Origin of the sequence: Mycobacterium gordonae (genome assembly GCF_017086405.1) — a bacterium.
GTDB classification, from domain to species: domain Bacteria; phylum Actinomycetota; class Actinomycetes; order Mycobacteriales; family Mycobacteriaceae; genus Mycobacterium; species Mycobacterium gordonae_D.
Window position 1 is genome coordinate 4,461,776 of record NZ_CP070973.1, and the last position, 22,043, is coordinate 4,483,818.

Here is a 22,043-nt window from a genome sequence, read left to right on the forward strand (position 1 = left end):
GCAACAGGTGGGTGTGGGTGCGATTGTCGGTGGCCTTGCATACACTTCCGAAAGATCGCGGGGGGGCGAAGTGACCAATGACGAAGTGCCGAACCTGCCGGCACCGGTAGATCGTGGCGAGGTCGTGGTGTCCTATCACGACGAGGGACTGCTGATAGGCGGCGATCCCGCAGTTGTCGAGTCATACCTGAGTCGGTTGAAGGAGACCGCCGGTCGAGCCGCCCAGGTCGCTGGGATAGACAGCGCCTCGCTGGGCAATGTGACGGGCCTGCTCGCTGGAGCCGCCTCGGTACTCGGAAACTCAGGGAAGTACGTTCAGCTGCATCCTGACAGTCTGAACGCGTTGAAGAACGGCAACCTCATTCCGGGAACCGATGGCTTCTTCCGGATGATGACCCGCTCCGATGATGGCCAGTTCCTCACCCAGCTTCAGTGGAGGCCGGCAAAGCTCGGCCCGGACGTCATGGTGTCTGCGCAGATGATTGCTGTGCAGGTGGCGTTGAAGTCGGCGATCGCAGATGTGGAAGAAGCCGTTCGTCGTGTTGAAGGCAAGGTTGTATCTGTCCTGGAACTTGCCAAGGCGACCCGAGCCGGCGATGTCCTTGGAAGCAACCTCACCATTTCGCGAATGGTTGACTCTTTGGAGCGATATGGTTCGTTGCCCAACGCCTACTGGGATTCCGTCGCGACTCTCGGACCGGCGCTTAATGTGACCGTCGAGCAGCTACGCGACCATGTGCGGCGTGTCCTGGCGTCGTTCGATCGTAATCTAGCCGTTCAAGAGCGAAGTAAGAAGTTGCGCAATGCAATCGATGACGATCGTCTTGGCGAGACGTTAAGCCTGCTAGTTGTTGCCGAGGAATCCCTCTATAAGTGGCAACGTCTGCATCTGGCACGAGTCGAGTCGACCGAGCCAGAGCATCTGCTGCGAGCGATCGACGAGGCCCGCGAGCTGATCGCGCACCACCTCCGTGAAGACGCCGACATCTACCGGCGCGCAACGGAAGTGCTCGACGGGTTCGCCAAACCGGATGCTGTCGAAGGCTTCCGATTCCTGGCAGTTCGCCAGCTGGCCGCTCATCGCGCCACACTTCGCGAGGAACTTGACCGCTTTGCCAAAGCCCGCCGCCACCAGATCGAGGCATGGGAGGACTTCCACATACCAAGCCTGCTGGATGCGGCAACGGCGACGATCGAAAGCGCGAAATCCACCGCCGGTCATGTGTTGGAGGCCGCCGGCCAAAAACTCCTTCGGTTCAGCGCTCAGCTGAAAGAACCCTCGCAGAAAAAAGAAGGACCGAGACATGGATCGTGACAACGATTCCGGGTAAGTATGCAACTTCGCATGGCGGGCTCTGAAGCCGCCAGCCAGAACGTTAACAGGCTCGATCACCTAAATGATCTCGTTAGCGCCGACTGCACCGCCAGCTCCCGCACCTGCCCTACCAAATGCCGCACCTCCGCCGGCGACGGCTGCAACTCATACGCGTGGTGGTGCACCGCCCGACTCAACGAGTGCCATACCCGCCTGGCCCGCTCCCCCACGTCAGCTCCTTTATATCTCCCGAGCACAACGAGTTTCGAGATCGTCGTCGGTGACTTCTGCCCGGCCGAACACCACGCGGCACTTTCATCGTTCAGCCAATCCTCGAGTGCCATCCTCGCCAGTAACGCCGCCGTCCGCGCCGCACGGGGCCCGAGCACGATGTGCCCGTCCAGGATCTCATCTGCGTAGGCGAGCAGCTTGGTACGCCCAATCATGCGCTGGCCCCGGCAAGGTCGCCGACGGCGAGTCGAGCGTCATTGACGGCGGCTTTGTATTCGGTAACCCCCTGGTGGATACCCTTATTCGCCACACTGAGAGTGTCTCGTCGCGCGCGGCCGCCTGCCTTCCATTTCTCAACCGCCGCCTGATCATCGGCATCGCCGGCCAACGCCAGCGCCAGCCTTCTCGCCGTCTTGTTGGCGTTTTCCCAAGCCGCCTCAACCTCCTCGCGAGATCGCCCCTCCATAAACGCCTTACATGCATAGACCTCCCAGGCGGTGGCCTCCAATGCTTCTCGACACAACGCTGGGATTGCCGACCTCTTGACGTCCTCGGGCACCGCTTCGTCGGCTGCGATCGCGAACGCGTCGTCGAGTAGACGCGTAGCAGGCTTCGTTGAATCCACCACGCTTATAGCGGAATTCATCGTGCGCGTGACCTCCAGAATCCTCGCCGGCGCACGTGAACTCCGGATGGCTGCCGGCAGGCGGTTGTCGTGGGTCAAGACAATGACCTGCCGATCCTTGGCCAGACCAATCAACACGTCGAGGAACCCATCGATCTTCGAGGGATCCATCGCTTGGATCGGATCGTCGAAAACCAGGAATCGGAAGGGACTTTCCGGCGACGTCGCCCGCGGAATGAAGACGGCCAGGGCCAGCGCTTGCAGCTCGCCTTGACTCATCACCCCGAATGCCTCCGTTTCAGACCCGTCGACCGCTGCACGAAGTACGACACGCCTGGTGGTCTTTTGCCCTTCGAGGCGGATCGCGCCCAGGTCCACATTGCTTTCTTGTCGTAGCGCCGCCCAGATCTGACGAGACTTCTCGGTCAGAGGTGCCAGCCGTTCGTTGCGCAGCTGACCGGCGTTGGCCTGCAACCACTTCAGCGCTTCAGTAGCGATTGCGCACTGCGTAGCCACCCCAGCGGCTGCCTCCGCTTTCTGCAGCCACTCAGCCAATTTCAACGCCACCGGGCTCCACAAGTCTTCGCGCGCTTGGATCAGAGCTGTGGCTTCCTGAGCAAGATCCGCGTACGCGGCCCGCAGCGGCGGCAACGTGGTCATGACATGTTCGGCCAGTGCGAGATCGTCATCGACTGGCAGCTCGGCGAAGTCGTCATACAGCGAGCGCGCCGCGTCTAGTCCGCTCAGCTCGGCATCGGATAGCGGCGGCCGGAGCACGTTTCGCGCCATCGTGACCACGGCCGATCGGGCCTGCCGACTCTCTGCGCGGGCGGCAGTCAGATCTCGCGCGGCGCTCTCGGCACGCTCTAGGGCGGCACGCGCGGCAACAGCCCAGTTTTCATCGAGACTTCCCTGACCACAGACCGGACAACTCTGATCACCATGGTGCTCGTGGAATTCCAGGCTCGACTCGAGCAGGCGCGCACGGTCGGCAGCAACGGTATCGGCGCGCAGCGCTTCCTGTCGTTCCGCCTGAGCGGCAGACCTCAGCGCCGCGAGTTTGAGTTCGACATCCTCAGCGGTGGGTACGACCAACTGGCGCGCCTGCTCCCAAGCAGCCGGGATATCGGCTGCGGCGCCAGTGACCAAAGGCCGCACGACGCCGAGGTCGGGCTTGCTCTTTTTGACCTGCACTAGTGCGGTCGCGGCACGAGAGTCCTCATGCGCGCCGAGTAAGGGTTTGAGCGCGTCCGCGACCTTCTTGAGTTCGGCAGCGGGCACCCTGAGCCTTTTGAGCTCAGCGTCGAGAACATCGACGGCTGTGGTCAATTGCTCCAACCCCAACAGCCGGTAGAGCTGGTCGTAGAACTCGCTGGGCTTTCCTTCGAGAATGGTGCTGAGCTCGTCGTAGCTCAGCAGTGGTCGATACATGGTCAGCGCCACGTCCCACCCCAACACGCTGATGGCCTCGCGCTTCTGGCCTTTGCGCTGCACCCACTGCTGCATCTGCCCGACGGGCACGTCGTCACCCGATGACCAGTCGACACCAATTGTCGTTGCGCCCGAGCCTTCTTCGGCGATGTCGACTCGGATCTGCGCTGGATTGCCCGCGTGGAGGTTGCGCCAATTCTGCGACCACACCAGCGGTTTATCTTTCCATCTGGAGTTCACCCCGGTAAGCGCCAGTTCCAAAGCCTCGGCGAGAGTGGACTTTCCTGAGCCGTTGCGCCCGGCGATCACGGTCAGACCCGGACCCGGTTGCAGCGGGAGGCTGATCTTTGGACCGATGCCCCGAAAGCCGGACACGGTGATGGATGCCAAGTAGGCGCCAACTGGTTCGTCAATTGGCTCATCTACCGCGCCCAACGAAACCGCGAGTTGCGAGGAAGCACTGACGCCCCCAAGAGCTTCGGACAACACACCAGGATCTTCGAGTGCCGCCAGTACGGCGAGTCGTGCCGGCTCGCTCAGCGACTCATCTGCATCTGCCAGCGCCAATACGTAATTCTTGAGCGTTTCGGTTCCCACGGTCTCTCCTCCTAGTGAACGAGACTAAGAGCAGGAGGCGACAACTCACAGGCATTTTGCCAAGACATTTATGACCTCATAGCGAACGCCTGCGCATGCGTGGCGCGTCGTGGTTTCATGGCCAGCGCGGGTCTTGTCGGTGGGACGACTTAGGCTCCCGGAGTGCCCTAATGCGGGCGCTGAACTCACCTGAGGGGATCTGTCGTGAGCGAGACCAACTATCACTCGGTGGTAGGCGAAGCGCTATCGATGCTGATCGATGGTCTCACCCCGTTCATCGCAGACGTATCGGCGAAGGCGTTCCCGCCGAGTGTGTCCTGGACCGAACTGTTGCGCCGCAAAGACGCTGCCGCTGGCCGACAAATGGGCATGTATAGAAGCGGTGACTTGTCATTGATGTTGCGCGCATTGACAGAACGGCTCGGCGAATACGGTTTCCCATTCACCCGAAACCTGCCGCGAACGGTGCAGAACTACGCGAGCGAATTGCGCGACGTCCGCAACCGGTGGGCGCACACTGAGCCGTTCACGACCGCGGAGGCCTACCGGGCGATCGACTCCGTCGAGTTGCTGTTGCGCGCCATCGGTGCGGCCTCAGCCGCCGGCGACGCTGCCCGACTGAAGTCAACGGTCGTCCCGCTACAACCTGGTGAGCCCGATCCCGACGCGCACTCCCCTACTGCTGATCGGTCTGAACCGTCGCCGACCGCGGCGGCTGATCCACCCGTCGTGCCGACCGCCCGTTTCGCCCCCTCGTCGGCGGTGCCTCCGCCCACTACGTCCTCCTCTGGCGCACGCATCGAGATTCACGCCATCTCCGAGTTGAGCTACCCGATGGCACACTGCCGGATACCTGTGATCGACCACATCACCATCGACGGCATCGCCGAAGAGTTGCGCGGGGCAGTGCTGCATGTTGACGTCGTGAGCGCCTCAGGCTCGCACGGCGGCCCGCGCGAACTGCATGTCGACGTCGCAGCCACGAAGCCGACGATCCTGCGCGATATAAATCTAGCGCTGGCCCCAGCGTCCATGCTGACGGTGGAGGATCAACGACCAGGCATCATCCGAGCGATCCTGCGCGATTCCAACGGCCAGCTAGTCGCCGAGGCATCGAAGGACGTCAACATCCTGGCCGCCAACCAGTGGAAAGCCACCCCCTTGCAGCTGGGGTTGGAGATGCTGGCAGCACATGTCCAGCCAAACGCGTCAGCGGTTACCGCACTCCTGCCCGACGTCTCCGACCGACTCAATGCCGCAACCGGCAGGTCCGCAATCGACGGCTACCAAAGCGAAAATCCCGACCGGGTTGACGCTATCGCGCAGGCTGTCTACGACGCCATGCGCGCGCGGGACATCCGATATGCCGAACCCCCGGCAAGTTGGGGGCTCGACGGTCAGAAGATCCGCACCCCGGCCGAAGTCCTAGAAGGTCGGCTAGGCACCTGCCTGGACACCGCAATCACCATGGCCGCCGCGCTCGAGCAGACGGGCGTCAATACCACGCTGTGGGTGCTCAAAGGTCATGCCCTGCTGGGGTATTGGCGCATCGATGCGGCGCTGCCGACGATCTCCACGACCGAGGTCATCGACGTCGCCAACCTTGTCGACCTAGGCCACCTCCGGCTCATCGAGACGACGATGCTGACCGGGGGCGACCAGTCCGCTCCGTTTGCCGATGCCGTCCACGCGCCCAGAACCGCGCACCTTGGTGACGACTTGTCGAACATTCTCGGCATCACCGATATTCGACAAGCACGCATCTCTCGGATCCACCCACTGCCAAGCCGCGCGATCAGCCCCGATGGCAACGTCATCGTCACCGAATACAACCCGGCCCCGGAACCGGTAGTCGCCCCATACCAACGTTCCGACTCGGCCACAGTCAACCAATCACCAAAGGACTCGGTCCCACCTCGCGTCGCCAAATGGAAGAACGCCCTGCTCGATCTGAGCTTGCGCAACAGACTCATTCACTACACCGAACGCGCGGGATACCGCTTGGAGGTGCCGGGACCTGCACTCAGCCAGTTCGAAGACGCAGTCAACGACGGAGTGCGTATCACGCTGCTGGCATCCGACGCGGTGAAGGAAATCGATGTCGCACGCGGAATCCGTTACGGACGAGACCTTCCCGAGCGGGAACGCCAACTGCTTCTAACCGACAAGCGCAGCGTCTACGTCGACATCACCGATGCCGCCTATAAGACACGGCTGCGATCGATTGCATATAAAGCGAAGACCATTACCGAGGAGACCGGATCCAACAACCTTTATCTCACCTTCGGGATGCTTAACTGGCGACTCGATGACCGTGAACTGCGCTCGCCATTGGTTCTGGTGCCAGTCACGATCAGCACTGCCAACCGCGGTGAGCGCTACACTCTCGTTCTTGACGAGGCCGGCATCTCAACCCCGAACTACTGCCTCATCGAGAAACTCCGCGTCACTTTCGGTTTGGAGATTCCCGAGCTCAGCAATCCGACTCAAGATGCGTCCGGCATCGACCTGGCCGCCACCCTCGACGCCGTGAGGCATGCAATAGCGAAAGTCGGACTACATTTCCGGGTCGAGGACACGGTGCACCTGGCGATCTTGCAGTTCGCCAAGTTTCCCCTGTGGAAGGATCTCGACGACTCGTGGAAAACGTTGGCGAACAACAGCTTGGTCAGCCATCTGATCAACTCGCCTTTCCAGCCTTTCACTGATCCGGTCAACAACACGGGCGACGTCCACCTTGACCAACTCGGCGACGAAGTGCCGGTGCCGGCCGACTCGTCGCAGCTGCAGGCGATAGCCGAAGCCGCGGCCGGAAAGACATTCGTCTTGGAAGGGCCCCCAGGCACCGGGAAGTCCCAGACGATCACCAATCTGCTCGCGCACGCGATGGCAGCCGGGCGTCGGGTGCTGTTCGTCGCCGAGAAACGTGCCGCCTTGGACGTCGTCAAGAAGCGTCTTGAGGCAGTTGGTTTGGGTGATCTTTCCTTGGACCTGCATGACAAGTCGTCGCGCCCCGCGGCCGTCCGCGCACAGATCCGTGCCGCACTGGACCTTCAGGTGAGCGCCGACACCGATTCACTGCGCACCCAAACCGAGGCTGCTGAATCCAGCCGCAATGCCCTCGCCCGGTACGCCCGCCGCCTGCACGAGGCAAACGCTGCCGGCTTGTCGCTGTATTCCGCGCGCACCGCCGAACTTGCCGCCGACCAGGACGTTCCTCCGATCGATGTGCCGCGAGACCTGGTAGCGGGCGGCTCGCCGGAGGCTTTGAAAGCCGTCGAGGGGGTCTTGCGCAACCTGCCTCAAGCCACCGACTTGGCGCAGCCGCGAATCGATCACCCGTGGCGCTTCGTCGACTCCCTGCCGGGCCCGCGATCCAGCGTCGCGGAAATCCACCGCTGCGCAGTCGAATTCGACACCGCTCTGGCCGACGCCGTCGCGAACGGGCTCACCATCGAAAGCCTGGCACGGTGCGACGGAACTGCGGACTTCAAGAAGTGGGAGAAATTGTGTGCAGCTCCTCGTTACCCTTTAGCTGCCCTCGACACACTTCGCGAGGGAGCTTGGACCGCGGAGTTGGAATCCCTCGGCAACAACCTGCTGTGGCTGACCGACAACCCTCCTGTGTGGCGCACAACGTTTTCTGCCGACGCGGTCAACCTCGACATACCAGCGATCCACCAAGCAGCAGTGGCGGCCGACGAGTCAGGATTCTTCGGGCGTAAGAAGCGCCGGCGCGCCGTGCTGGAACAGCTTTCTCCGGTATTGATCGTCGATCTGAAATCTGTTGACCTCAAAACGCTTACGCCGATGATCGCCAGCATCAATGACTCGTTCACAGCGGTAACCGATCTGCGCACCCGGGTGGCGCGGCTGCCGGCGAGCATCATCGACCAACAGTGGAACCCCCTTGTCCCGGAGCACGCAGGCCTGATCCGGCAGGAACTCGCATGGCTGCGCTGGACGACCGCAACCTTGGCCAACCAAACCAACGATGCACACGTCGAAGACCTGCGGTCCTTCTACGCCAACCAGCCGCTGGGAGCCTGCGCCGCCCAGCTCGCCCGGATCGCGCCCGCCTGGGCCGCGCTGACGATAGCCACCGGGGCCGCGCCTGAGAAGCAAAAGGAATGGGCGCAGCCGGATAACTTCATCAGCCGTTGGTGGGCGTCACGCGCGGCACGTCACCTCAACGACACCGCGTCGATCGAAAACTGGATGGACCTTTTGCGCCTCGTCGATCCACTCACCAATTCCGGGATGGGTGGGCTACGCACTGCCATCCTCAACGGTGAGATCGACTCCGACGACGCCAGTTTGGCGTTCCAGCGTGGGCTGGCCGCGGTCTCCGTCGCTGAGCGTCAAGACGCCACCGCACTCGGCAGTTTCAATGCCGCGGCTCACGACAAGATGATCGAGCGGTACACGAAGAGTTTGCGCTCCATCCGCGACGAGCTGCCGCGTGCCATACCGGCGTCGCTGCTGCAAAAACGGCGGTTCGACGCCAACGCTTCCAGCGGTCAGATCGGCAATTTGCGGCGCCAACTCGACCGCCGGCGCGGCGGCTTGAGCGTGCGTGGTCTAGTCGAGCACTTCGGGGATGTGATCACCCAGATCATGCCGTGCACACTCATGAGTCCTGACTCCGTCGCGCGTTTCTTCCCGCCGAAGCCTGACCTTTTCGACATCGTGGTCTTCGACGAGGCGTCCCAGATACGAGTCGCTGACGCCATCGGCGCAATGGGCCGCAGCCGTTCGGTGGTCGTCGTCGGAGACAGCAAGCAGATGCCGCCAACAAGCTTTGCAGAGGTCAACGCCAACATCGACGACGACGAGAACTCCGATCAGGAGTCTTTCCTCGACGAGGAATCCATCCTCACCGAATGCGTGCACGCGCAGGTACCGCAGCAGTGGCTGTCGTGGCACTACCGAAGCCAGGACGAAGCCCTGATCGCCTTCAGCAACCAGCACTACTACAACCGCCGACTCGCTTCCTTCCCCGCTCCGCGTCGTGAGGGTCTATTTGCTGGTAGACAAGGAATCTCGCTGATCCGTGTCAACGGCACCTTCGAGCGCGCGGGGAAGGGCAAGACGCTGCGCACCAACCGCGTCGAGGCCGACGCGATAGTCGCCGACGTCATGACGCGGTTCCGGAATTCACCCGATGCTGTGCCATCCCTCGGCGTGATCACCTTCAACGCACAGCAACGCGATCTCATTGACAACCTGCTGCGCGACAGCACAGACGAACGCATCGCCCGCGCACTCGATGAGCCCGACGGTCTGTTCGTCAAGAACCTCGAGAACGTTCAGGGCGACGAACGCGACACCATCCTGTTCTCTGTCGCCTTCAGCGCCAACGACAAAGGCGTGGTGCCGCTGAACTTCGGGCCATTATCGAAGCCTGGTGGAGAGCGCCGACTCAATGTCGCGATCACGCGAGCACGGCGTGAAGTGGTGCTCTACGCGAGCTTCGATCCCGAAGACCTACGGGCAGAGGAAACCAGCCAGACCGGAACCAAGCATCTAAAGGCATACCTGGAGATGGCCGCGCGCGGTGTTGAAGCCGACAGTGGACGTCGTGTACCCGTGTTCGACCGGCATCGCGACGACATCGCCGAGGCGCTGCGCGCCGAAGGGTTGGTGGTGACGACCGACCTCGGCCTCTCCGACTTCAGGGTGGACCTCGTGCTCGCCGACCCAGCAGCACCCGATCGGCAACTCGTCGCCGTGCTGCTCGACGGCCAGGGTTGGAATGCTCGACGCACGGTGGCTGACCGCGATGCCTTGCCCGTGGCTGTGCTGCGAGAGATGATGCGCTGGCCGGCGGTGGAACGGGTGTGGTTGCCTGACTGGTTGAGACGGCGGGAGCACATCGTCGCGGATCTGAAGAAGGCGGTGGATCAGGCCAAGGAGCGAGTGCTTGCCGGAGACACGGTGCCGGAGCAGGCAGAGCCCGCGTTGCGTGCCGCCCACCTGCGGCAACCTCCTCCCCCTCAACGGGCGGTCCCTGTCAACAGAAGCTCTGCGCCGCAACGGCATCCGATGATTCAGGTCTATCGCGAGTGGAAGCCAGGTCGACTCGGCGATGTCAGTGTCCTCGACGATCTGTCCAATCACTACGCCAAGGGGCGTGTCCGCGACGCAATTGTGAGCGCCATGAACGCGGAAGCGCCGATACACCCACAGCGGCTCGCCAAGATGGTCGCCGCTGCGTTCGATCTGAACAGGGTCAACGAGACTCGACAACGATCGATCCAACAACTTGTTCCCGCTGACTATCGGCGTCGAACGGGTGAGGGCTTCTATTGGCCTGCCGGTGTAGAGCCGGAGAATTGGCGGATCGTGCGGCGACCGCCGGAAGGTACCAGCCGACAGCTGGACCACGTCAGCCTGATCGAGATCGGTAACGCGATGGTTGTCGTGGCTGAGCAGACGGGCGGTATCGTCGCGGACGAGCTGAAGCGCGAGGCACTGAATCTGTTTGGGAGTAAGCGGATTACGCAGGTAGTCGGGACACGGCTCGGGCACGCGTTGACAACGGCGCTTAAGCGAGGGGTGTTGCGGGAGAACGGTTCTGGGTTGATCGTGTGCGATTCGCCACAATAATTTCTGCAGTTGCGGGCTGCTGCATCTAGGGTTGGCTTGCTTGCCTTGGGCGACCGCGGCGGCACTTGGAGTCGACGAGTGACGGCACTCCTCGGGCTAGATGGGCTTGCCGTTGTGCTGGAATAGAATCCACTCAAGTCGTGATGCCGTCGTAGGGTGTCCGAGCTTATCAGCCCAGGTATGCAGGGCTTCGAGGTAAGCAACATAGCGCCAGGGATCGTTACGTTCGCGGGCGATGTCGTTCAGCCACACGTCAAGCGTTTTATGGAGGGTGTTCCGTACGCGGCTGTCGAGAATTAAGGGCTGCCAGCGCCGTTTCGGCTTGACGCCCGCGAACGAAAACCACTTCGTAAAGAATGGCTCTCGCACGCCGGCAAGCACGAAGCTGCGATGGGCAACTGCCAACTCCGCGCTGTCGATCTCATTGATGCCTCGGAGCGCCGTGGCTGACTCACGCAACACCGCTACAGCACCCTTCATATTGTCGAGGGCCGAGCGCGTGTTACGGAGTGACCTACTATTGGTCGTCCCCGACCCCCACGCCATGACTAGCACGAAGGCGGCAATCACTGATTCGTCCTCGGCGAGATCTATTCCCGAGCAGATATCGGCAATGGCATTGGAGGTCACGACGCGATCACCGAGCGTGCGATACCGCTCGTTGGCCGATTCCGTCGTGATTTTCGGGTCACGCAACAGAGCTGTTGGCTTGCCCTGCACGTCGTCGAGCGCCGCTTCCCATGTCGGGGTGCGGAATCGGACCGGGCTTGGGCTCGCCTCCGCGTAATGCTCGACCAAGACCGGCAATGTGGGAGGAACTGCAAAGCGCTCTGGACTCATGACTGCACCTTCGCATACGGGTCGGACAGAGCACTCGCCTGGCACGCCGACTGACGTCATCGCCGACGTCAAGTCTTTTGGGGACGCAACGCTGAAGACATCGCTTGTGAGAGCTGACCTGAACGCGTGACCGCCCGAATTTGACAATCCGATTACTTCCGCTCACCCAATGCTGACGGGAACGAGATGGGAAGGCCGCCAGCGCGATGATGTGATCGCTTCGGGCAATAGCGGATTACTCCGCGCGCCCTATGTGAAGGACGTTCTGCGAAGGTGAACTCGTCCGACAAACAGCGAGAAGTCGACTACGAGCGGGCCATGGAACATGGCGAAACCGCGACTACCTCGACAAGAACGCTTCCCGGCCCCTCCTCCAGCCCGATGGACTCGCCAGCTGGCGGTTCACCAAAACTGTTGGCCGCCAACCTGAACCGAGCCCACACGTCAGGCTCGTAGGTCGAATCGCATTGGCGGAGCCAGATGACGAACTTGTCGGATTCGGGTTCTACTTGGGCTACAGGCATGCAGGGATCGACGGCGTTGCAGTTTTCAACTGGCGCCTCAAGGTTGCACGCTCATTCTTCGGTGCCGTGTCGGGAGACCCGAAACCGAGAACGTCGCCGCACGCCGGACCTTCCAGCATTCCGACAATGTGATCGACGACTTCGTCGATGACATGTTCTGCGATCGACCTCCAGAACAGGTTTTCGGCCGAGCCCAACCGGCGGGCCGTCCACGGGCAAGCGAACCGCCGACCGCGGATGTGGCGCAGCAACCCTCAAAGGCGTACGTCAGGCCTGCAGGCGACACTGACCGCGAGAAGAGTGAGAAACCAGTTAGGCAAGCACCTTCCTCTCGCGTTGGCCATACCGGGCGGGGCAACGACGCGGCCGACATCCGGCCCATTGTGCGCGCCGAACTGCTGCTGAGCGCCCGACTGCGAGCACCGCGAAAAGCAAGCCTGACACCCGTGTTGTCCACCCTGCAACCCGAGCAATACCGCCTCATCACCGCCCCGGCGACCCGAAGCATGATCATGGAGGGTAAACCCGGCAGCGGGAAATCCACCATCGCCTCTCACCGGGCCACCTAATTCATCAGCGACGACCCGCGCACTCCGTCGACGTGCGAGGGCGATGTCGTGGTGGTCGGCCTCACCAGCCGGTACAGCACGCATGTCCGCGACGTGATCAACGAGGTCCCCGGAGACTCGCCACACGTCCGGTAGTCTCGCAGCCGATGACGGCCGGCGTTCGCACAAGGCCACACCGCATACCCGAATGGATCGGCCGAAGCGCGAAGATTTCAACCGCGACATGGTGCCGGCAGCACGGACACAATGAAACTCGTCGGGAATTCAGATGGCCTGGAAGTCACCTATCTTCTCCTCCGCAGCAACGGCTCAGACCGGCGTCTACTCACTACGGAACCCGCTTGGCAGGCGTCTCGACAAACTCCGACGCCGCTACGAACAGGCGCATTTGAAACCGAGTCTTTTGTGGCTGCTTACATTAATTGAGCACTACGTAAGACCGGACGGAGCGCGGTCTCGCATCGGGCACATCATTGTCGACGAGGCACAGGATGTGGCAACAGGTGAATGGTTGAATTTGTGGGCGATGAACGACGCCGATGCATGGACCATCCTCGGAGACCTCAATCAGCGCCGCACCGACAACACGCTCACGACGTGGTCGGATATCTCGAACGCCGTCGGGCTCCCATCCGCCACAACCCCGATCCGCTTGAAACTTGGCTACCGGTCGACCGAGAGAATCCTGCAATTCGCCAACAGATTGCTGCCACCTGACAACCGCCCCCCGCCTGCTCTGCGGAGAGAAGGCAAACTACCGGAGATTGTCGGGACCGTACGGGAGCACTTGGGCCGCAACGGTCGTTCAACAGGTCGCGCGACTGCAATCGACGTACCCGCAAGGCACGGTCGCCGTCATAACCAACATGCCAGCTGCCATCATCCCGCTGCTGCGCAGCGATCCAGCACGGCCCACGGTTAATGTGCTCACAAGAAACGACGCGCGTGGCCTAGCGTTCGACGCGGTCGTCGTGGTTGAACCCACTGACCTTCCCCACCTCGACCGCCGCCGCCGCGGGCCGCTTTACACCGCGTTGACCAGGCCAAACCATGAGCTGGTCATCGTGCATACGAAAGATCGGCCGCATAAGCTGCAGCCCGAGAAACCCCTCGGCGTTCGCCGAACGATAACCGAGCCGAAGCGCGCGGCCTCCGAGAAGGCCGCAACGAAAGCTTCGAAACCAAGAGGCCGCAAGGCTCGCCGCCGATCGGCCAAATCGGCGCACAAGCGCCGGTGATCCCTTCCCGCGCTCGAACTTCCGTCAGGAGCACTACTGATTCAAATATGACGCAGCCATTCTCGAGTGAACGCTCGCGTTCACAATAAAATTCTCGATGCGCACCCACCGAGAAAGAAAATTCGGGATGAACGAGCAGTACGCGACTGTCCTACGAACTGGCTCGGTTGGATCAGGACACCACGCGCCGAGGAAGTTGGTCATGAAAACCCCCAGAGCCTCAATGAGATTGAGCCGGTTCGCCATTGCGGCGACAGCGTCGGGCTCAGGACTGATTGGCAGCCTCAGTATGGTGAGCACGCCGTTGCCCGCATCCGGGTGCGGCACGTCAGTGAATACTTGCATCAGCGACGTCTGAGCGTGCCGCCTCGCGCCGGCAAACCCCGTCACGGGCACTTCTCAGTATCGATGCGTACGACGCCAAAAGTGATGCTTGTGCTTGTCGTGATCGTTGCCCCTGGCGGAGGCGTCGAGGTGCATACCTGCCAGTTCCGATCCACAATCTGGCTGCGGCCTTTGCCCGTCAGGTCCTTTGAGCCCGAATACCACACCTGACCGTTGGTCAACGACTGTATTGCGTCCTGAGCGCCCTGGAGATCTTTGCCGATGAGATTTGGCATCGTCCACGACGGGTCGGCGGAGGCGGGAGGCGCCGCGCTCAGCATGCTCACCATCAAAGCGGCGCAGAGGACCGTCGATACGCCCGATGCAAAATTCACCCGAAACCACCTCCCCAGGGGTCCCGAAGTGGTGATTAACCTAATGTTCACCTCGAAGTTCGAGCGAGGTTGGCCTGGCAACCCATAGGAAATTCATACAAAAATCCACGTCGTTTCGGCCGAGTAAAGGTTAAGGATCATGTCGCCATTCTGATGATATTCAGTCGCACCGACGGGAGTGTTCTCGAATTCAGGTGACCCGGCCGAACGATTGGCGTCGGTCGCAATGCGCACTCAAGAACTACTTCGTCAGCTTCGGCAAGACGCTTAGCCAGCCATCCGAAAGCAATTCCAACAACTGCCCATCCGGATCCCGCACCATCGCCGCCCCCTCCGAAACCGTCCCCTCCACAACAGTCCCCCCAAACTCCCCTACCCGCGCCAACACCGAACGAAGATCCGACACAGAAAACGAAATGTGCGTCAGCCCAGCCTGATCCATCACCCGCCCGTCGCCAGCCGAGACTTCACGCCCTGAGTAATCGAGTAACTCCAGCACCAACCCATCTCGCACCAGGTACGTCGCATGCAACCCCACCGGCCCCGAAAGCTGCAAGAGCGCAGCCGTCCCCTCCTCCGGAGCATCCAACTCCCACCAGAACTGAAACCCCAGTATCCCTTCGTAAAACCGTCGCGACGCCACGCGATCCCGCACGCACAACCCGACATGGTTGAAAACGACCGGCTGCGAACTCATTACGATCGCCTATACCGCGTCAGAACCACAGGGCCACCGGCGCCAATCACCACCGTCTCACGCTGAAGACACCCGCCGACGCCTTCCTCAACGACCCACGACTGCACGCTCAAGACCATCCCCTCCTCCAACACCGCATCACGCCCACGCCCCAACCCGATCACCGGCGGCTCAGCCCCCAACCCCAATCCGTGGGCGAGCACCACCGAAGCCGGGCCTAAGCCAACGCCTTCCCACGCCTGGTAGAGATCGGCGCCGACCGCGCCTGCACGGCAAGCCCCCACCAACGCGTCCATCCCAGCAGCGCAACGCTCCCCCAACGATCCCGAGCCACTCGAGCCAGCCACCACCGTCCGCGCCAACCCCGCCTCATACCCCGCATACAGCGCCCCCGGCGCCAACACCACCAACTCCCCGTCCCCCACCACCCGATCCGACGCCACATGCCGAAGCGCCCCCGCCCCAGAGGTAACAAAGCACACACTCTCCGACGGCGGCACCGGCGCCCCCAATCGCGCCACATGCTCGGAGTACACCCCGAGCAACTCCCGCTCCGAAATCCCAGGTCGCAATGCCGCAGCCAGAGCACTCAACGCCGATTCCGAAATCGCCGCCGCCACTTCGAGACACGTGATCTCCGCGTCCGTCTTCACCCGCCGGCACCCCTCAAGCACGGCACCACCGTCCACCACCTCCGCCCCGGAGGCCAACAATGCGATCATCGCCCCGGACGTAGCAGTCAACCCATCGGTCCCGATCCTTCGCGACTCACGCAACCCCGGAATCGCCGCCACCGACGCCATCAGATTCACCGGGTTCCAGCTCAGCGGATACAGATCCTCCCGCTCGATCTCCGGCGGCACTCCCTCATCCCACGTCGACAGCAGGTGCACCCGCCCGGTCGACCGCACCACCCCACACACCGGCGCGAACGGCAAAACCCCGGCGCGGCCCAACAACCGCGCCCCACACACGTAGTGCACATTGCCGGCGCCGCCAAGAATCAAAGCGTCAATGCCGGCAGATTCCATGCCGGAGAACACCTTCGCCCGGCGCTCAGCCCGCAACGCAGCGAAGTCAACCCGACACGAGTCCTCCAAAGCCATGACCCCAACGCGCACACCGGAATCACGCGCCACTGGGCTCATGCGACAACTCCATACGGCGCATAGTCCGAGCAGCTCAACTTCACCCACCCGTTATCCGTCACGGCCACAATGTCTTCCGCCCGATACCCCGCGGAACCCTCGTCCCAGATCACCGGCTCGAACACCATCACCATCCCAGGCTCGACCACCAGACGAGAGTCGAAATCCTCACCAAGGTCCGTCCCGATCAGCGGCATCTCCGCGCTGTCGGTCCCCACCCCGTGCGCCAGGTAAAAGTGCTCGATCCACGGCCGCGCCCCGTCATTGGCCGCCACCGCCACCTTGCACAACTCCAAACCGGAAACCCCAGGACGCAACACGTCCAGGCACGCGTCGACCACCCCCCGCCACCGCCTAAATTGCGAAAGCTGCATCCCATTCAACGCAGACCCCACCACCCACGTCCGGCCGTAGTCCGAGGCATAACCCTCGTACATGATCCCGGCGTCCACCCAGATCACATCGCCGTACCGGAGAAACCGGTCCGAGGTCACCGTCGGATACGCCAGATCACCATGCACAGTCCACGGGCCCGCCGAACGATATGGAGCCATCACCTGCCAGATCGGGTCGATCCCACCCGCCGACGCCCCCAGCTCGAAAACCCGCCGCAGAAACGCCGCACTCAGGTCGACCTGGCGCACACCGGGCCGAAGCACAGCCAATGCGTCCTCCATCGCCAACTCATTCAGCCACTGTGCGTGCCGAATACACGCCACCTCGTCGACCGTCTTCAACACCCGCGCCGAACCCAACACCCCCGACGCGTCCACCCACTCGTAACCGCGAAGACCGCGAAACATGGCGTGCGACAAGTGGTCAATCCCCAGCCGAGCCCCAGCACCGAACAGAGAAGCCAACTCCGACGCAAACACCCCGTCGTCAAGATCCGGAAACAACGGCCCATGAACCACGACGTCCGAAGGCGCCCCGTCGGCGAACATTGTGAACAGATGCGGCGCCGACTCCCCCGCCACCACCACCGCCACCGCACGGAACAACGCCGCTGTGTCACCGTCCATCGACGGCGTCAACGCACCCGTCGCGTACGACACCGCACTGGACCCGAGCAACACCAACCCGTCCAAACCGCCGGAAGCCAAACCAGCCTGCAACCGATCGAAACGCTCCCGCCGCATGCGGGCCAGATCTGGCAGCGCCGGGATCACCCGCCCGCCGATGGTCGCCCCGCCAGCCCAGTCCTCGATGGCCCCGCACCTCCCTATGGCGTAATAATGCAAAGATAGCGTAAAAAGCGCCGGGCGCTGCGCCGCGCCCTCCGCTGCGCACTCCGAGAGGCACATAACAAGTGACAGCACGGCCCGACATCCCCGCCGAAGTAAAGACGAATTTCGACCACCACTCCGACGAGTTCAACCTCAACGAACTCGCCATCAACGCCGAGCTGAGACGCACATGCCCGGTCGCCTGGAACACCAATTACGGCGGCTTCTGGTTTCTCACCAGCTACGACGCCGTTCGCGAAACCGCCCGCGACGGCGACACTTTCGCACACAAGTACGAGCCGAACGCCGAAGACGGCATCGACTATCAGGGCGAGATGGGCGTTCCGCGTCCCGAAGGCCAGCCCGCCCTGGGCATCGGCGAGATCGACGGCCCCTACCACCAGGCCCTACGACACGCCCTCGCGCCGTTCTTCTCCCCCGGCGCCGTCGACAAACTGCGGCCGTTCATGGAAGAGAAGGCCCACGAGTTCCTCAACCGGCGCATCACCGAAGGACACATGGATCTGGTGCTCGACTACGCCAGCCCCGTCCCGGCCATCCTCACCATGAAGCTGATGGGCCTGCCCTACGACAACTGGCACCTCTACGCGAACCTCTTCCACGCCGTCATGGCCGTGCCCCAGGACAGCCCCGAATACCTCAAAGCCATCGCCGCGGTGCCGGAGATGATGCAGGGCGTCCTCGAGTACGCCGCCCTGCGAAGAGGCGACCCGAAGGAGGACCTGACCAGCTTCCTGCTCCAATTCGAGTACGACGGAAACAGACTCACCGACGAACAACTGCTCAACATCATCTGGAACCTCATCGGCGGCGGCGTCGACACCACCACCTCACAGACCGCCCTGACCCTGCTGCACCTGGGCACCCACCCGGAACTGCGGGACCAACTACGACAAACCCCGGAGCTCTACCGCACCGCCACCGACGAATTCCTGCGCTACTTCTCGGTCAACCAGCAACTCAGCCGCACCGTCACCAGAGACGTCACCCTCGATGGCCAACACCTCAAGCGCAACGACAAACTCATCATCAGCTGGCTGGCCGCCAACCACGACGAAACCGAATTCGACCGACCCGACGAGATCGTGCTGGACCGTAACCCCAACCGCCATTTGGCCTTCGGCCTCGGACCCCACCGCTGTATCGGCTCACACCTGGCCAGGACCATGGCCGAGGTGATGGTCAAGGCCGTCCTGGACCGCATCCCCGACTACGTCGTCGACGAAGCCGGCGTCGACGTCTACCTGGGCAACCCCGCCATGACCGGCCTGGGCACCCTGCCGGTCACCTTCGCCCCGAAAGTCGCCTAAGCCAACGCCTTGTGGGCCTTATGACCACGCTTGACCCGCAGGGCGCGGCTGAGTTCGAGCAGTCGCGCCACCCCGTCCTCGATCCCGGAGGCGAGCGCCTCCAGGTCGGGTGCGGAGTCGTAGTCGCCGGTGATGCCGAAGACGAAATGCTCGGCGTAGCTGACCATTGCGATACCGGTGCGCAGCTGCAAGGCGATCGGTGGAACCGGCAGGATCTCCAACACCCGCCGGCCCAGCAGCCGTTGTTCGGCACGCGGGCCCGGGACGTTGGTCGCCAACGCCACCACGGCCTTCTGCGGCAGATGACTGAGCAGTCGAACCGCCCACGCCGAGAACATGAATGGCGCACTCCCGACCGCCGAGAGCATCGCACTGCCGCCCTCGCTCTGCCCGCTGTCCTTGGCATGCTGCAGACGCTTGTGCACCAACTCCAGCTGGGTCACCGGATCGTCCTCGTCGACGGGCAGCAGCGGCAGCATCGCCGACACCTCGTTGTCGGTCATGTTGAAGTGGTTGGTCCCGCGTACCGACACCGGCACCAGCGTGCGCAGCGAGTTGCGCCCGGGCTTCTCCCCGCGGTCCAGCAGCAGCTGCCGGTAGCTGGCGGTGATCGCGGCCAGCGCCACGTCGTTGACCGTCACGTCGAACGCGTCGCCGACCTCGTGCAGGTCGGCCAACCGCACCCGGGCCGCCCGGTAGCGCCGCCGGGTGGTGACCGACCCGCTCAACGACGTGTCCGGCGCCGCGGTGAGCATGCTCGCCGTCAGCTCGGCCGCCCCCAGCGCGGCGTGTTCGACGGCGGACGCAGCGCCAAACGCCGTTCGAGCGATAGCCCTGGCCCAGCTGACCGGGTTCATGCTCAACTTCGCATCCCACCAGCGCCGATCCGGCTCCTTGGATCCGTGGATCTCCGTGGCGAAGGACTCGCCGCCGCCCTCGTCGCTGAACTTCGCCATCATCTGTGTCGTCGCGATGCCGTCGGCTATGCAGTGATGCAGTTTGGTCAGCACCGCCCAACGATTATCGTCCAGGCCCTCGATAATGAAGCACTCCCACAGCGGGCGCTCCCGGTCCAGGCGGCGCTCCATCACGTCGGCCACGATGTCGAACAGTTCGGCGTCGCCGCCCGGCTGTGGCACCGCCAGCCGGTGCAGGTGCCGCGAGATGTCGAAGTGCGGATCGTCCACCCATTCGGGCGGACCGATGTCGAGCGGGTAGGTCTTCAGCACCTGCGTGCAGCGTGGAATCGATTGCACGCGTTCGGCGAACGCTTCGACGAACTCCTCATGAGTCGGCGGGGGCCCTTCGATGATGGACACCCCGCCGATCGCCAGACTCACATGTGGGTCGGAGTCTTCGACTTCCAGGAATGCCGCGTCGAGGGCAGACAGGTGCTCCATGGCCGTTACTATCCGCCCCAACGGGAGCGCTGGTGAGGGTCAGAAGTCCTCACCTTTCAGGGCCGAACGAAGGATAGATTGATGCCGATGAGCGACATGACAGCGCAGTTCGCCGAGATCGTCGGCAGAGAGAATCTGCAATCCGGTGACGCGATCCCCGAGGACTATGCCCACGACGAGGAGCTGACACAGTCGCCGGTGCAGCCGGCCTACGTCGCCAAGCCGGCCTCCGCCGAGGAGGTGGCGGCCTTGCTCAAGGCCGCCTCCGCGCAGGGCGTGCCGGTGACGGCCCGCGGCTCCGGGTCCGGCCTGTCCGGCGCGGCGCGCCCCGCGCCCGGCGGGCTGCTGATCTCGTTCGAGCGGATGAACAAGGTGCTGGAGGTCGACACCACCAACCAGGTCGCCGTCGTCCAGCCCGGGATCACGCTGACCGAACTCGACGCCGTCACCGACCCATACGGTCTGCGCTACATGGTGTATCCGGGCGAGCTGTCCGCCAGCGTCGGCGGCAACGTCGGCACCAACGCCGGCGGGATGCGCGCGGTCAAGTACGGGGTGTCCCGCCACAACGTGCTCGGACTGCAGGCCGTGCTGCCGACGGGCGAGATCATCCGCACCGGCGGCAAGATCGCCAAGGTGTCGACGGGCTATGACCTGACCCAACTGATCGTCGGCTCCGAAGGCACCCTCGCGCTGGCCACCGAGGTGATCGTCAAGCTGTATCCGCGCCTGGACCACAGCGCCACGGTGGTGGCGCCGTTCGCCGACTTCGACCAGGTGATGACGGCGGTGCCCGCCGTGCTGGCGGCCGGGCTGGCCCCCTACATCCTCGAATACATCGACAACCTGACGATGGCCGCGATCATCCACACCCAGAACCTCGAGCTGGGCATCCCGGACCGGGTGCGTGACAGCTGTGCGGCGTATCTCGTTGTGGGACTTGAGAATCGGACGCCGGACCGGTTGGACGAAGACGTCGAGCGGACCGGCGAGTTGCTGGCCGAATTGGGTGCGGTGGACGCCTATGTGCTGGAGGGCGGGTCGGCACGGCGGTTGATCGAGGCGCGGGAGAAGGCGTTCTGGACGGCCAAGGCGATCGGCGCCGACGACATCATCGACACCGTGGTGCCGCGCTCGGCGATGCCGAAATTCCTCAGCACGGTAAGGGGTTTGGCCTCGGCGGCCGGTGGCGCTGTGGCGGGCTGCGGGCATGCCGGCGACGGCAACGTGCACCTGGCGATCCTGCTGAAGGATCCGGTGGCCCGTAAACAGCTAATGACCGACATCTTCGCGCTAGCAATGGAATTGGGTGGGGCAATCTCCGGTGAGCACGGGTTGGGGCGCGCCAAGACGCCGTACTACCTGAAGCTCGAAGACCCCGCCAAGGTGGCGCTGATGCGGCGCATCAAGGAAAGCTTCGACCCAGCAGGCATTCTCAATCCCGGAGTGGTGTTCGGGGAGTAAGGTCCGCCGGCGAGCGCCTCGGTCTCACAACGGACGCCCGAGACTCGAGGCGGGCGGGCGGACCATGATCGGGCGGACC

15 protein-coding genes are annotated in these 22,043 nt (G+C 63.1%); 6 read left to right on the forward strand and 9 right to left on the reverse strand.

Going from position 1 to position 22,043, the window contains the following annotated elements:
* Window positions 1–70 precede the first annotated feature (70 nt).
* Window positions 71–1,315 carry a hypothetical protein gene (locus tag JX552_RS19090; protein ID WP_205873518.1) on the forward strand — a complete coding sequence of 415 codons (1,245 nt, stop codon included), beginning with the start codon at window positions 71–73 and terminating at the stop codon, window positions 1,313–1,315.
* Window positions 1,316–1,389: 74 nt separating this feature from the next.
* On the opposite strand, the gene JX552_RS19095 is transcribed toward JX552_RS19090, so the two are convergent.
* Both JX552_RS19095 and JX552_RS19100 read right to left on the reverse strand, forming a co-directional pair.
* Window positions 1,390–1,761, reverse strand: a complete 372-nt coding sequence (locus JX552_RS19095; protein ID WP_205873519.1) for a hypothetical protein — start codon at window positions 1,759–1,761, stop codon at window positions 1,390–1,392.
* A complete protein-coding gene (locus JX552_RS19100; RefSeq protein ID WP_205873520.1) occupies window positions 1,758–4,199 on the reverse strand; it encodes an AAA family ATPase in 2,442 nt (813 codons plus the stop codon). Before JX552_RS19100 ends, JX552_RS19095 begins: the two co-directional genes overlap by 4 nt.
* A 204-nt stretch (window positions 4,200–4,403) precedes the next feature.
* Between JX552_RS19100 and proA the strand changes: the two genes are divergently transcribed.
* Window positions 4,404–10,808 (forward strand): anti-phage protein ProA, encoded by a 6,405-nt coding sequence (gene proA, locus JX552_RS19105; protein WP_205873521.1) that lies wholly within the window; start codon window positions 4,404–4,406, stop codon window positions 10,806–10,808.
* 96 nt (window positions 10,809–10,904) lie between these two features.
* Here proA and JX552_RS19110 read toward each other — a convergent pair whose 3' ends face one another.
* On the reverse strand, window positions 10,905–11,648 hold the full coding sequence (locus JX552_RS19110; RefSeq protein WP_205873522.1) for an 8-oxoguanine DNA glycosylase OGG fold protein: 744 nt from the start codon (window positions 11,646–11,648) through the stop codon (window positions 10,905–10,907).
* Window positions 11,649–12,300: 652 nt separating this feature from the next.
* On the opposite strand from JX552_RS19110, the gene JX552_RS19115 reads away from it, so the two are divergent.
* Together JX552_RS19115 and JX552_RS19120 are read left to right on the forward strand one after the other, a co-directional pair.
* Window positions 12,301–12,741, forward strand: a complete 441-nt coding sequence (locus JX552_RS19115; protein WP_205873523.1) for a hypothetical protein — start codon at window positions 12,301–12,303, stop codon at window positions 12,739–12,741.
* Window positions 12,742–13,505: 764 nt separating this feature from the next.
* Window positions 13,506–13,979: an ATP-binding domain-containing protein gene (locus JX552_RS19120; RefSeq protein ID WP_205873524.1), complete on the forward strand. Its 474-nt coding sequence runs from the start codon at window positions 13,506–13,508 to the stop codon at window positions 13,977–13,979.
* A gap of 33 nt (window positions 13,980–14,012) precedes the next feature.
* Here JX552_RS19120 and JX552_RS19125 read toward each other — a convergent pair whose 3' ends face one another.
* From JX552_RS19125 to JX552_RS19145, 5 genes are all read right to left on the reverse strand, one after another.
* Window positions 14,013–14,369 carry a hypothetical protein gene (locus JX552_RS19125; RefSeq protein WP_205873525.1) on the reverse strand — a complete coding sequence of 119 codons (357 nt, stop codon included), beginning with the start codon at window positions 14,367–14,369 and terminating at the stop codon, window positions 14,013–14,015.
* Complete coding sequence (locus JX552_RS19130) at window positions 14,366–14,698, reverse strand: hypothetical protein (protein ID WP_241010624.1); 333 nt, start codon at window positions 14,696–14,698, stop codon at window positions 14,366–14,368. The genes JX552_RS19125 and JX552_RS19130 overlap by 4 nt, the downstream gene beginning before the upstream one ends.
* A gap of 241 nt (window positions 14,699–14,939) precedes the next feature.
* Entirely contained in the window at window positions 14,940–15,395 is a 456-nt protein-coding gene (locus JX552_RS19135) for a VOC family protein (RefSeq protein ID WP_205873526.1), read from the reverse strand.
* Entirely contained in the window at window positions 15,395–16,543 is a 1,149-nt protein-coding gene (locus tag JX552_RS19140) for a M24 family metallopeptidase (RefSeq protein WP_205873527.1), read from the reverse strand. The genes JX552_RS19135 and JX552_RS19140 overlap by 1 nt, the downstream gene beginning before the upstream one ends.
* Window positions 16,540–17,784, reverse strand: a complete 1,245-nt coding sequence (locus JX552_RS19145) for a M24 family metallopeptidase (RefSeq protein ID WP_346779283.1) — start codon at window positions 17,782–17,784, stop codon at window positions 16,540–16,542. Before JX552_RS19145 ends, JX552_RS19140 begins: the two co-directional genes overlap by 4 nt.
* A gap of 68 nt (window positions 17,785–17,852) precedes the next feature.
* Between JX552_RS19145 and JX552_RS19150 the strand changes: the two genes are divergently transcribed.
* On the forward strand, window positions 17,853–19,100 hold the full coding sequence (locus tag JX552_RS19150; protein WP_205873528.1) for a cytochrome P450: 1,248 nt from the start codon (window positions 17,853–17,855) through the stop codon (window positions 19,098–19,100).
* Here JX552_RS19150 and JX552_RS19155 read toward each other — a convergent pair.
* Complete coding sequence (locus JX552_RS19155) at window positions 19,097–20,500, reverse strand: WS/DGAT/MGAT family O-acyltransferase (RefSeq protein WP_205873529.1); 1,404 nt, start codon at window positions 20,498–20,500, stop codon at window positions 19,097–19,099. The genes JX552_RS19150 and JX552_RS19155 overlap by 4 nt on opposite strands.
* Before the next feature lie 87 nt (window positions 20,501–20,587).
* Here JX552_RS19155 and JX552_RS19160 point away from each other — a divergent pair, with 87 nt between their 5' ends.
* The gene (locus JX552_RS19160) at window positions 20,588–21,964 is read left to right on the forward strand and encodes an FAD-binding oxidoreductase (RefSeq protein ID WP_205873530.1); all 1,377 of its coding nucleotides are present in this window, start codon (window positions 20,588–20,590) and stop codon (window positions 21,962–21,964) included.
* Window positions 21,965–22,043: the final 79 nt, after the last annotated feature.

What these genes read in the sequence shown, in the direction of transcription:
- JX552_RS19095 (WP_205873519.1), bottom strand. Translation starts at nt 1,761, where the DNA reads ATGATTGGGCGTACCAAGCTGCTCGCCTACGCAGATGAGATCCTGGAC.
- JX552_RS19110 (WP_205873522.1), bottom strand. Translation starts at nt 11,648, where the DNA reads ATGAGTCCAGAGCGCTTTGCAGTTCCTCCCACATTGCCGGTCTTGGTC.
- JX552_RS19135 (WP_205873526.1), bottom strand. Translation starts at nt 15,395, where the DNA reads ATGAGTTCGCAGCCGGTCGTTTTCAACCATGTCGGGTTGTGCGTGCGG.
- JX552_RS19140 (WP_205873527.1), bottom strand. Translation starts at nt 16,543, where the DNA reads ATGAGCCCAGTGGCGCGTGATTCCGGTGTGCGCGTTGGGGTCATGGCT.
- JX552_RS19155 (WP_205873529.1), bottom strand. Translation starts at nt 20,500, where the DNA reads ATGGAGCACCTGTCTGCCCTCGACGCGGCATTCCTGGAAGTCGAAGAC.
- JX552_RS19160 (WP_205873530.1), top strand. Translation starts at nt 20,588, where the DNA reads ATGAGCGACATGACAGCGCAGTTCGCCGAGATCGTCGGCAGAGAGAAT.